Source organism: Mesorhizobium sp. B2-6-1 (assembly GCF_006440475.1).
Taxonomy (GTDB): domain Bacteria; phylum Pseudomonadota; class Alphaproteobacteria; order Rhizobiales; family Rhizobiaceae; genus Mesorhizobium.
Map to the genome: position 1 here is coordinate 117,535 of NZ_VFUH01000002.1, position 11,417 is coordinate 128,951.

Here is an 11,417-nt window from a genome sequence, read left to right on the forward strand (position 1 = left end):
CAGTTTTGTATTGGTCACGATTTCCTCCCAGTGGAACATTTCAGATGCCGGCCAACCGGCACCCCTCCGGCATCCAAGCAACCTCTCCCGGTACGGATGCCTGCCTCAAATGACACCAGACCAATCTCTCTGTCAATAATTAAATCACTCTTATTTATTATTGACAGCCTTGCGCCGTTCGCACATTCTGCCCCAAAAGCATCGAGGGGTAATAACGGGAGGAACAGGGTGGAGACGGCCATTGCCAGGCATGGTTCGCCCGAGGCGAATGAGAGCCTTATTCACCGCGGCACCAACCAGAGCGGCATGCGGGACCACAATGAGCGGCTGGTGCTGTCGCTGGTGCGCCAGCATGGCAGCCTGGCGAAGTCCGACATCGCCCGCATGACCGGACTGTCGGCGCAAACCGTCTCCGTCATCATGCGCGAGCTCGAGGAGGAAAGCCTGCTGCTGCGGCAGGCGCCGCTGCGCGGCAAGATCGGACAGCCCTCCATCCCCATGGCGCTCAATCCCGAGGGCGCGTTCTTCATCGGCCTGAAGATCGGCCGCCGCAGCGCCGAACTCGTGCTGATCGATTTCCTCGGCAATGTACGTTCGATGCTGCAGCATTCCTACCGCTACCCTGCCCCGCGCGAGACGGTGGAATTCGTCACATCAGGCATGAAGAAGATGCGTGGCGAGCTTTCGCCCGCGCAGGACAAGCGCATAGCGGGGCTCGGCATCGCCATGCCGTTCGAGCTCTGGAACTGGGCCGATACCGCCGGCGCGCCGCGTGACGTCATGGACGAATGGCGCCATCGCGATATCCGCGCGGAGATCCAGGCGCAATGCGATTTTCCGGTCTATCTGCAGAACGACGCCACTTCGGCCTGCGGCGCGGAGCTGGTCTTCGGCCAGGCAGGCGCCCCGCGTGATTTCGTCTATTTCTATATCGGCGCCTTTGCCGGCGGCGGCATCGTCCTCAACGGACGGCTCTTTGGCGGCCCGACCGGCAACGCCGGCGCGCTGGGCTCCATGCCGGTGCCCGGACCGGAGGGAAAGCCGACCCAATTGATCGACGTGGCTTCGATCGCCATGCTCGAAAAGGCGCTCAATGCACGTGGCGTCGAGGCTTCGCATCTGTGGACGTCGCCCGAGGACTGGGGCGAGATCGGCGCCGAGCTCGACGACTGGATTACAAACGCCTCGCGGGCGCTCGCCTATGCCATCGTCGCGGCATCGTCCGTCATCGACTTCGAGGCGGCGGTGATCGACGGCTGGATGCCGACGCAGGTGCGCCGCAGGCTGGTCGACGCCGTCATCGCAACCATCGACACGGTCGATGCCGAGGGATTGAAACTGCCAAACGTCCGCGAAGGCACCGTCGGTATTCACGCGCGCGCTCTCGGGGGCGCCAGCCTGCCACTATCCGAGCGCTTCCTGATCGGTTCGACCACGATTTCCAGGAGCATCTGAATGCTGATCGGAATTCCGGCGCTGCTCGGTCCGGAGCTTCTGGCGATCCTGCGTGCGATGGGGCATGGCGACGAAATCGCCCTGGTCGATGGAAACTACCCGGCTGAAGAGCAGGCAAAGCGGCTGGTGCGGGCCGACGGCCACCATCTCATTCCGGTGCTGGACGCCATATTGAGCGTGCTGCCCGTCGATGACGTCGTGCCGGAGGCGCTGTTTCGCGCCTCGGCCAAGGGCGACCCCTCGCTCGCCGATCCCGTGCATCATGAAATCGAAGTGCTGTGTGCAAAACGCGCGCCCGGGCGCAAGGTGGTTGCGCTGGCCGGTGCCGACTTCTATGCACGCGTCAGGGCCGCGCACGCCATCGTCGCGACCAGCGAACCCAGGCTCTACGCCAACATCATCATCCGCAAGGGCGTGATCCATCCGCCGGAGACGACAAGACAATGATCCTTTGCTGCGGCGAGGCCCTGATCGATATGCTGCCGCGCACGACGACGGAGGGAGAACGGGCCTTCGCACCCTATGTCGGCGGCGCGGTGTTCAACACCGCCATTGCGCTCGGCCGGCTGGGCGCTCCTGCCAGCTTCTTCTCGGGCCTGTCGTCGGACCTGTTCGGCGGCCAGCTCCGCGAAGCGCTCGGGGCGAGCAAGGTCAGTTCCACCTATGCGCACACTTCGCCTCGGCCGACGACGCTCGCCTTCGTGCGGCTGAACGATGGCCAGGCAACCTACACTTTCTACGACGAGAACACCGCCGGGCGCATGCTGACCGGCGAGGATCTGCCGCAACTTGGTCCGGAGATCGAGGCCATGCTGTTCGGCGCCATCAGCCTTATTTCGGACCCGGCGGGGGCCGCCTACGAGGAATTGATGAAGCGCGAGCATGGTCGTCGCGTCATGATGCTCGACCCCAACATCCGGCCGAACTTCATCCCGGACAAGGCAAAGCATCTGAAGCGTATCCGCGAGATGATGGCGATGGCCGATATCGTGAAACTCTCGGATGAAGATCTTCACTGGTTCGACGAAGCCGGCTCGCACGAGGACGTCGTGCGCAACTGGCTCGACCGCGGACCCAAGCTGATCGTCGTCACCCATGGCAGCGAAGGCGCCGTCGGCTACACCAGGGACCACACGGTCAGCGTAACGCCGCGAAAAGTCGAGGTGGTCGATACGGTCGGCGCCGGTGATACGTTCAATGCCGGCATCCTCGCCTCGCTGCATGAGCAGGGCCGGCTAACGAAAGCGGCGATTTCAGGCCTTTCCGAGGACGCCATCCGTGCGGCCCTGACACTCGGCGCCAAAGCGGCGGCGGTGACGGTATCGCGGGCCGGCGCCAATCCGCCCTGGCGCCATGAGATCGCCTGAGTGGCGCGCCAGAGGAAACGAATCCAAATTAACAGGTTCCTTGGAACCTTCGCCGGCGCGCTGTTGATGAGGCAGTAAAGAAAACCCGCCTGTGCGGCGGGTCCTTGGCGCAACTCAGCACCATAGGCAGATATGTAGCATAGTTGCCTTCACCCCGTCAAGAAAAAATTCCTATCTTCGGATAGTTGCCGCACTGCGGACTGGCCGTTCTCAGGCCTTGGCTGACCCAAGTTCGGGCCGTGGTAAGGCCCAACATGGATTGAGCCGGCCGATCACTTTATGTTTAGCAGGGTCGACTCTGGGGTTATAAGGCCGTAATTGCGCCGCACGAATCCCGGATTTCCGGCGTCCGGCTGACCGACACCGAAAAATGCGGTAACAGACTGCCACGACCGGGCAATTTGTCGCTCCGCGCGCCCGGCTTTCTCGGCAGGCGCAATTCTGATACCAGCGGGTCGAGGCCAGACCGCCCGGTTAAAATCGTTTGAGGACGACATGCAGTTCATCGATCTTGGCGCACAGCGCGAACGAATCCGCGACCGGCTGAAGGCCGCGATCGACCATGTCGTCGAGGACGGCCGCTATATCCTCGGTCCCCAGGTAGCCGAATTCGAGAAAAAGCTCGCCGCCTATGTCAGCGTCAAGCACGTCGTGGCCTGCGCCAACGGCACCGACGCACTGCTTTTGCCGCTGTTCGCCGCCGGGATCGGCCCGGGCGATGCCGTGTTCGTTCCGAGCTTCACCTTTGCCGCCACGGCGGAAGTGGTGGCGCTGGCCAAGGCCGAGCCGGTTTTCGTCGACGTCGATCCCAAGACCTACAACATCGACATCGCCAGCCTCGAGGCGGCGATCACGATGATCAAGAAAGAAGGCCGGCTGAAGCCCAGGGCGATCATTCCGGTCGACCTCTTCGGCCTTGCCGCCGACTACGATGCCATCATGGCGATCGCCCACCGAGAAGGCCTGATGGTGATCGAGGATGCCGCCCAATCGATGGGCGGTTCGGCGGACGGCAAGATGTGCGGGTCGTTAGGCACGGTCGGCTCGACCAGTTTCTATCCGGCGAAGCCGCTCGGCTGCTACGGCGACGGCGGAGCGATGTTCACCAACGACGACGCCTTGGCCGACAAGCTGCGCTCCTTCGCCTTCCACGGCAAGGGCGAGACGCAATATGACAACATCCGGGTCGGCATCAATTCACGGCTCGACACGCTGCAGGCCGCGATCCTGATCGAAAAGCTCGCCATTCTCGAGGACGAGATGGTTGCCCGGCAAATGGTGGCGAACCGTTATGCCGAAGGGCTTGCTGATGTCGTCACGGCAGCCCGCAACCTGGACGGCAGCCGCTCGGCCTGGGCGCAATACGCCATCGAGACGCCCAAGCGCGACGGGCTGAAGGCGCATCTCGGCGAAAAAGGCATTCCGTCGGTCATCTACTATGTGAAGCCGCTGCACGAGCAGATCGCCTATCGCGACTGTCCGAGAACGCCGACCGGCCTTGCCGTATCCGAGCAATTGCCCAAGCGCATCCTGTGCCTACCGATGCACCCCTATCTCAGCGAAGCCGATCAGGACCGGATCATCGAGACAATCCGCAACTATGTCGGATCGAACTCGGCGCAGGCCGCGGCCGAGTAGTTAGCCGGCTTCAGGCGGGGCTTGCCCCTGCCCTGCCGCTGGCGATGAAATGCGGATTGGCGAAATCCGCATCGCCGCCCTGGTTTCGCTTGCCATACATCAAGGGCTGTCCGTCCAGCGTGCGCGTGATGCCGCCGGCGGCGCGCAGCACGGCATCGCCGGCCGCGGTATCCCACTCCATGGTACGACCGAAGCGCGGATAAATGTCCGCCTCGCCATTGGCGACCAGACAGAATTTCAGCGACGAGCCGACAGAGACGATCTCGGCGACGCCTAGGTCGCGAATATAGGCTTCGGTTTCGGGCGTATTGTGGGAGCGGCTCGCAACCACAGCCAGCGGCGTCGCAGCCGCCCTCACCGAAATCGGCCGGCGAGAAGCGATGCGGTAGTCGTCATCTATTTCGAGGGATTCCGCCCTCCCCGGCCGACCGGAAAAGAAGCGCCCCGTGCACGGCGCGAAGACGACGCCGACCTCCGGCACGCCGTGGCGGACAAGCGCGATGTTGACGGTGAAATCGGTGCGGCGATTGACGAATTCCTTGGTGCCGTCCAGCGGATCGATCAGGAAGAAAGCCCCGTCCAGGTCCGGCGGCACGATGCCGGCGGATGCTTCCTCCTCGGCCACGCAGGGGATGTCGGGAAAGGCCGCACGCAATCCGGCCAGAATGATCTTCTCGCTCTCGCGGTCCGCCTCGGTCACCGGCGAGGAATCTGATTTCTGGTCGACCGCGCAGCCGGCGTGGAACACACGCATGACCTCGCGGCCGGCCGCCAAAGCGAGCCCCTCGAAAATTTCGAGCATCGACCTGTCGTCAGATGCCGCCGCCATTGTCGTATTGGTCTTCGGCAATGTCACGCTCGTTCAGCCAGTGTTCCAGGGCATCTACCATCTCCTCGGCCGATTTGCCGAGCGTCTTCAGATGGATTTCCGGTTTTTCCGGCGCTTCGTAAGGCGAGTCGACACCGGTGAAATTCTTGATCTCGCCATTGAGCGCGCGGGCGTAGAGGCCTTTCGGGTCACGCCTGGCGCATTCCTCGAACGGCGTGTCGACGAACACTTCGACGAACTCGCCTTCGGCCATCAATTCGCGGGCCATGCGCCGCTCGGCGCTGAAAGGCGAAATGAAGGAAACGATGACGATCAGCCCTGCATCGGCCATGAGGCGGGCCACTTCGGCGACGCGGCGGATGTTTTCGACGCGGTCGGCGTCGGTAAAGCCGAGATCGCGGTTGAGGCCGTGGCGGACATTGTCGCCGTCGAGAATGTAGGTATGGCGCCCGGAGGCAAACAGCTTCTTCTCGAACAGGTTGGCGATGGTCGATTTGCCCGAGCCGGACAGCCCGGTGAACCAGAACACGGCGGGCCGCTGGTTCTTGATGTCGGCACGTACCCGCTTGCCGACATCGAGCGATTGCCAATGGATGTTCTCGGCACGGCGCAGCGAATGCAGGATCATGCCGGCGCCGACCGTGGCGTTGCTGATGCGGTCGATCAGGATGAACGCGCCGGTTGTACGGTTCTCGGCGAAGGTGTCGAAAGCGATCGGCGTGCGCGTCGAGATGTTGCAGATGCCCACTTCGTTCATCTCGAGCGACTTGGCAGCTTCACGGGCAAAGTCATTGACATTGACCCGATATTTCAAATCGGTGACGGTAGCGCTGGTCTGGTCGGTCTCGGTGCGCAGGATATAGGAGCGGCCCGGCAGCAGCGCATGTTCGTCGAACCAGACGATGTTGGCGGCGAACTGGTCGGCGACCTGCGGGCGTGCGGCAGGCGCCACCAGCATGTTGCCCCTGGAAATCTCGACCTCGTCATCGAGGACAAGCGTGATGGCCTGGCCGGCCACGGCCTGGGCGAGGTCGCCACCCTGCGCGACGATGCGCCTGACGCGGGAGGATTTGCCCGATTTGGCGACGACGACCTCGTCGCCTTGCGAGATCGCGCCCGAGGCGATCGTTCCGGCGAAGCCGCGAAAATCGAGATTGGGGCGGTTGACGTACTGCACCGGAAAACGGAACGGTAACTCGGCCGCGGCCTCGTCGACCGAAACGGTTTCGAGATGTTCGATCAGCGTCGGGCCGGAATACCATTCCATCCTGTCGGAGCGGCCGGTGACGTTGTCGCCGTAGCGCGCCGACATCGGGATCGGCACGATGGTCTCAAAGCCGAGATCGCGCGAAAACTGCTGATAGTCCTGCGTGATCCGGTCGAAGACCGCCCGATCGAAATCGACGAGATCGATCTTGTTGACGGCTAGCACGATATGGCGGATGCCGAGCAGCGAGGCGATGATCGAGTGGCGCCTGGTCTGGCGCAGCACGCCTTGCCGCGCATCGATCAGCACGATTGCCAGGTCGGCGGTGGACGCGCCGGTCGCCATGTTACGCGTGTACTGCTCGTGGCCGGGCGTGTCGGCGACAATGAATTTGCGCTTTGGCGTGGCGAAGAAGCGATAGGCGACGTCGATGGTGATGCCTTGCTCGCGCTCGGCTTCGAGACCGTCGACCAGCAGTGCGAAATCGATGTCGTCGCCGGTCGTGCCGTGCTTGCGCGAATCGCGTTCGAGCGCGGCAAGCTGGTCCTCGAAAATCTGCTTGGTGTCGGAGAGCAGACGGCCGATCAGCGTCGACTTGCCATCGTCGACGGAGCCGCAGGTGAGGAAGCGCAGCAGCGACTTCTTCTCCTGCGCCGCCAGATAATCGCGGACGCCGTCGGTAGGTGCGAGGCTCTTTGCCATGATGTGGCGCATGGTCAGAAATACCCCTCGCGCTTCTTCTTTTCCATCGAGCCGGCTTCGTCCCGGTCGATCAGGCGGCCCTGCCGTTCGGAGGTGCGCGCGGTCAGCATCTCGCCGACGATAGCTTCCAGCGTGTCTGCTTCCGATTCGATGGCGCCGGTCAGCGGGTAGCAGCCGAGCGTGCGGAAGCGCACCAGCCGATTCTCGATCGCCTCACCGGGGCGCAATTTCATGCGATCGTCGTCCTTGAGGATGAGCATGCCATCGCGTTCCACGACCGGCCGCTGCTTGGCGAAATAGAGCGGCACGATCGGGATGTTCTCCTGCAGGATGTACTGCCAGATGTCGAGCTCGGTCCAGTTGGACAGCGGAAAGACGCGGATCGATTCACCCGTGGCGATGCGGGTGTTGAAGATCTTCCACATTTCGGGACGCTGGTTCTTCGGATCCCAGACATGCTGGGCGTTGCGGAAGGAAAAGATGCGCTCCTTGGCGCGCGATTTTTCCTCGTCGCGGCGGGCGCCGCCAAAGGCGGCATCGAAACCGTATTTGTCGAGCGCCTGGCGCAGCGCCACGGTCTTCATCACATGGGTGTGCGTGTTCGAGCCATGATCGAAGGGATTGATGTTGTCGCGCACGCCATCCTGGTTGACGTGAACCAGGAGATCGAAACCGAGTTTTTGCGCCATCTGATCGCGAAAGGCGATCATCTCGCGAAATTTCCAGGTTGTGTCGACATGAAGGAACGGAAAGGGCGGCTTGGCGGGATAGAATGCCTTCATCGCCAGGTGCATCAGCACGGACGAATCCTTGCCTACGGAATAGAGCATGACCGGCTTGGCGAAGGCGGCCGCGACTTCACGGAATATGTGGATTGACTCGGCCTCAAGCCGCTGCAGGTGCGTAAGCGCTGTTGTCATGGCCTGTCTAGCGTTCTCTCGTGCCTTCCGACAGAAGACCTGGCATCAAATCATCGGGCTTCCCGCCCGGTTCAAGCTTGCTTCTGGACAATGTTATTCTTCCGGGCGTTCTAGCAGATCGCCGCTGCCCAGAACAATGCAAGACGCGCCTGGCAAGGAGTGGTTCGGGAATGAATTTTCCATCCATGCGTCAAAATGCGGAAATTCCTGCTTGTCACGCCGCCGGCTGAGAAAATGCGGGGGAAAAAATTGCTTGATGAAAAGCACGCAGTCTTCGCCGCGCCCAAATCCGATCGTCTGCCAGCGACTACCGATTTTCGGTGGCAATCGGCCTTGATGCACTTTCAGAAAAAGACCCAAGCCGCTATACCGGCCCCTGAAAGCGGGCAGATGCACGATGCGACACGGGCAATTTCGGCAGGGCTATGTTCGCCGCCGTCAGACAATCCGCCGTGTGAAGCGTCCGAGAATGGTGAGCCGCCCTTGAGCCAGCTTTCATCGATAAGACGGCAGTTCTCGCCCGCGCGGATCAATATCTATTTTTCCATCGCTTGCTTCTTTTTTCCACCGGTCCTGGGGTCTGTGGTGAGCTTCGTGTTCAACGGCGGCGGCCTGTGGTCGGTTCTTTTGATCGCCTCGAAAAAGAGGCGCTTCAACATCGACCGGGCGATGATGGCGCTCACGATCGCGATCTATGCCTATTGCGCGGCAAATCTCCTGGCTTCGCTCGCCAATAACGCAATTGTCAGGGATGCGCCGCATCTGATCCCGCTCGTCACCTTCCTGTTTTTCCCCCTCTCCTATTCAACCTGGAGCATTACGCAGAAAACAACCCTTGTCCGGATCATAATCCTCAGCAGCATGGCCGCCTGTTTCGTCGCGCTGCTGTTGGCGATCATCCAGCAATATTGGATCGGGATGAGGGCGGAGGGCGGAGCGGGAAATGCGATCGTGTTCGCCACGGTCGTCTGCCTTGCAGTGATGGCCTGCGTGGCCGGTGCCCTGTCGGGCATCGAAAGGCACAAGAGTGCGCTGATCTGCGCAGCGCTCGGCGGAACGATCGCCATCATCTATTCCGGCACGCGTATCATCTGGCTGGCGCTGCTGATTTCCGGCATTGCCGTGCTGTTGATCAACCAGCATTGGCTGAAAGGGAAGAATGCCGTCCGTCTGCTGCTTCTGATGGCGGCGATCGGCGTCGCGGTCGCCGCTATCGGATTCCATACGATATCCGACAGATTTGATTTTCTGCGCTCTGATTGGGACGCGCTTGGGGCGCACGGCAATTCCGACACCTCGCTTGGAATACGTGTTGCCCTCTGGGACATCGGCCTGAAGGCATTTCGCGACATGCCCTTGTTCGGACACGGAGTGGGCGCCAACCAGCTCTTGATCAGGCAGGGCTTCCAAGACCTGTTCGCGAAAACGGCAGGTTTCAATCATTTCCACAATGGCTTCCTGACGGCATTGGTACAGGCGGGCATCCTGGGCGCCGTGACTTTGGCGGCGATCTTTGTCGTCGCCGGCAGAAACGCCGCCCTGGTCCTGCGCAACAGCGCCGACCCGATCGAGCGCTTTGGCGCCACCATGGTCGTCGTCATGGTGATCACCTACCTGACGGCTGGGATGACAGGCATCCTGATCGGCCAAGACATCCTGGATTCGGTGTTCATGGTCTTCCTGGTATCCGGGACCTATCTTGCGTCGGGACGTCAGGCCCCGTTGCCGGAAGAGATGCCGCTTCCGCCAGTCACGCAATAGCGGCTCCGGGCAAGGCAATGAAGGTCTTGGTCACAGGCGCATCGGGCTTCATCGGACGCCTTGTCGTGCAAAGGCTTTGCGAGGCAGGGGTGGAGGTTCGCCTCGCCTCGCGCTACCCAGAAAGGCTCGCTTCGGGCAGCGACATCGTTGGCTTGCCGCGTTTCGATGCGCCGGCCAAGGACTTCCTTGCCGTCACCCGTGACGTCACGGACGTCGTTCACTGCGCCGGCTTGAACAATGATCAAGGCGAGGCCACCGAAGCCGACTACCGAGCCGCCAACGCGGAACTGAGCGCGCGGCTGGCGCATGCGGCTGCCATGCAGGCAAGCGGACGCTTCATCCAACTGTCATCGGTCCGGGCCGTGATCGGCGCCCGCGTCAGCGCAACGATCGACGAGCATACGGTCCCCGATCCGCAATGCGCCTACGGGCGCTCGAAACGCGAGGGCGAGATCAGGGTCCTGGACGCCTATGCATCGCACGGCCGCGCCGACGCCGCCGTGCTGCGCCTGCCGGCGGCCTACGCAAGCGGCATGAAGGGCAATCTGGCAATGCTGATGCGCCTGGCCGATACGGGCCTGCCGCTGCCGACAGGTATTCTGACAGGAACCCGCTCGCTGGTGTCGGCCGACGCAGCCGCGCAAGCCGTGCGGCATTTGTTGGCTCATCCGGGGCCGCTCAGCCCTGCCTATATAGCCAGCGACGTGCCTCCGGTGTCGGTGGCAGCCGTCGTAAGCGCCTTCCGTAAGGGACTTGGGCGGCCGGTGCGCCTGGCTGCCGTACCGGCCAGCCTGATGCGGATGGCCGCGGTGGCGCTAGGCAAGCGGGCGTTTTGGGAAAGCATGACGGCGACACAGATATGCGACCCTTCCCTGCTCGTCTCGCAGGGCTGGCTGCCGGAAACAGCGACGCTTGATCGTCTAAGCGAAATCGCGGCGCGCAGCAGGCAAGCTCAACCTGGATAAATCGTCGCAAGCAGGATGCGAAGATCAAGGCCGATGGACGCGACCTTGAGATAGTCGGCATCGGTTTCGGCCAATAGGGCCGGGTCCGACATGTCGATGCCCTTGACCTGAGCCAGGCCGGTGATGCCGGGAAGCGCCGATGAAACGCCCAGCCGTCGGCGGCACTCGATCAGCTCGGTTTGCGTCGGCAGACAGGGACGCGGTCCGACCAAGCTCATCTCGCCCTTCAGAACATTCCAGAACTGCGGCAGCTCATCGAGCTTGAACTTCCGCAGGGTCTTTCCGGCCGGCGTCACGGCATTCGCCGGCGCCTCGTGCGAAGGCAAGGATGGCGTGCCGACATACATCGTGCGCAATTTGTGACAGCGAAAGAGCACGCCATCGCGGCCAACCCGCGTTTGAGAAAAGATGGCCGGACCGGGCGACGATATACGAACAGCCAGGACAGCGAGCGCCAGGACGGGTGAAGTGACCAGGAGCAGCAGCGCCGCGCCGGCAAGATCGAAGATTTGCTTGGCTGTCTTCATGAACCGCCGATAGTGCTCGTTGCCAAAACCAAAGACGAAAATACGA

Annotated in this window: 10 protein-coding genes; 6 read left to right on the forward strand and 4 right to left on the reverse strand. The window is 62.2% G+C overall.

The window, feature by feature from the left end:
* Positions 1 to 228: 228 nt before the first annotated feature.
* The 4 genes from FJ443_RS05270 to FJ443_RS05285 all read left to right on the forward strand — a co-directional run bounded on the left by FJ443_RS05270 (position 229) and on the right by FJ443_RS05285 (position 4,460).
* The gene (locus FJ443_RS05270; RefSeq protein ID WP_140564229.1) at positions 229 to 1,455 is read left to right on the forward strand and encodes an ROK family protein; all 1,227 of its coding nucleotides are present in this window, start codon (positions 229 to 231) and stop codon (positions 1,453 to 1,455) included.
* A complete protein-coding gene (locus tag FJ443_RS05275) occupies positions 1,456 to 1,902 on the forward strand; it encodes an RbsD/FucU domain-containing protein (protein WP_140514913.1) in 447 nt (148 codons plus the stop codon).
* Positions 1,899 to 2,822 (forward strand): carbohydrate kinase, encoded by a 924-nt coding sequence (locus tag FJ443_RS05280; protein ID WP_140494831.1) that lies wholly within the window; start codon positions 1,899 to 1,901, stop codon positions 2,820 to 2,822. Before FJ443_RS05275 ends, FJ443_RS05280 begins: the two co-directional genes overlap by 4 nt.
* Positions 2,823 to 3,317: 495 nt before the next feature.
* Positions 3,318 to 4,460, forward strand: coding sequence for a DegT/DnrJ/EryC1/StrS aminotransferase family protein (locus FJ443_RS05285; RefSeq protein WP_140662998.1), 1,143 nt, complete (start codon positions 3,318 to 3,320; stop codon positions 4,458 to 4,460).
* A 10-nt stretch (positions 4,461 to 4,470) separates the two neighbouring features.
* Here the strand turns inward: FJ443_RS05285 and cysQ are convergent, their stop codons facing one another.
* From cysQ to cysD, 3 genes are read right to left on the reverse strand one after another with little or no spacing between them, the layout of a single operon-like run.
* A complete protein-coding gene (gene cysQ, locus FJ443_RS05290; protein ID WP_181175066.1) occupies positions 4,471 to 5,262 on the reverse strand; it encodes a 3'(2'),5'-bisphosphate nucleotidase CysQ in 792 nt (263 codons plus the stop codon).
* A 10-nt stretch (positions 5,263 to 5,272) separates the two neighbouring features.
* Complete coding sequence (cysN, locus tag FJ443_RS05295) at positions 5,273 to 7,210, reverse strand: sulfate adenylyltransferase subunit CysN (protein WP_181167645.1); 1,938 nt, start codon at positions 7,208 to 7,210, stop codon at positions 5,273 to 5,275.
* A gap of 2 nt (positions 7,211 to 7,212) precedes the next feature.
* Positions 7,213 to 8,118, reverse strand: coding sequence for a sulfate adenylyltransferase subunit CysD (cysD, locus tag FJ443_RS05300; RefSeq protein WP_140494839.1), 906 nt, complete (start codon positions 8,116 to 8,118; stop codon positions 7,213 to 7,215).
* A 483-nt stretch (positions 8,119 to 8,601) separates the two neighbouring features.
* Between cysD and FJ443_RS05305 the strand changes: the two genes are divergently transcribed.
* On the forward strand, positions 8,602 to 9,879 hold the full coding sequence (locus tag FJ443_RS05305; RefSeq protein WP_140514968.1) for an O-antigen ligase: 1,278 nt from the start codon (positions 8,602 to 8,604) through the stop codon (positions 9,877 to 9,879).
* Between the two features lie 17 nt (positions 9,880 to 9,896).
* Positions 9,897 to 10,844, forward strand: coding sequence for an NAD-dependent epimerase/dehydratase family protein (locus FJ443_RS05310; RefSeq protein WP_140663002.1), 948 nt, complete (start codon positions 9,897 to 9,899; stop codon positions 10,842 to 10,844).
* On the opposite strand, the gene FJ443_RS05315 is transcribed toward FJ443_RS05310, so the two are convergent.
* Positions 10,832 to 11,371 (reverse strand): sugar transferase, encoded by a 540-nt coding sequence (locus tag FJ443_RS05315; RefSeq protein WP_140494844.1) that lies wholly within the window; start codon positions 11,369 to 11,371, stop codon positions 10,832 to 10,834. The genes FJ443_RS05310 and FJ443_RS05315 overlap by 13 nt on opposite strands.
* Positions 11,372 to 11,417: the final 46 nt, after the last annotated feature.

What these genes read in the sequence shown, in the direction of transcription:
- FJ443_RS05275 (WP_140514913.1), top strand. Translation starts at nt 1,456, where the DNA reads ATGCTGATCGGAATTCCGGCGCTGCTCGGTCCGGAGCTTCTGGCGATC.
- FJ443_RS05280 (WP_140494831.1), top strand. Translation starts at nt 1,899, where the DNA reads ATGATCCTTTGCTGCGGCGAGGCCCTGATCGATATGCTGCCGCGCACG.
- FJ443_RS05285 (WP_140662998.1), top strand. Translation starts at nt 3,318, where the DNA reads ATGCAGTTCATCGATCTTGGCGCACAGCGCGAACGAATCCGCGACCGG.
- cysQ (WP_181175066.1), bottom strand. Translation starts at nt 5,262, where the DNA reads ATGCTCGAAATTTTCGAGGGGCTCGCTTTGGCGGCCGGCCGCGAGGTC.
- cysN (WP_181167645.1), bottom strand. Translation starts at nt 7,210, where the DNA reads ATGCGCCACATCATGGCAAAGAGCCTCGCACCTACCGACGGCGTCCGC.
- cysD (WP_140494839.1), bottom strand. Translation starts at nt 8,118, where the DNA reads ATGACAACAGCGCTTACGCACCTGCAGCGGCTTGAGGCCGAGTCAATC.
- FJ443_RS05310 (WP_140663002.1), top strand. Translation starts at nt 9,897, where the DNA reads ATGAAGGTCTTGGTCACAGGCGCATCGGGCTTCATCGGACGCCTTGTC.
- FJ443_RS05315 (WP_140494844.1), bottom strand. Translation starts at nt 11,371, where the DNA reads ATGAAGACAGCCAAGCAAATCTTCGATCTTGCCGGCGCGGCGCTGCTG.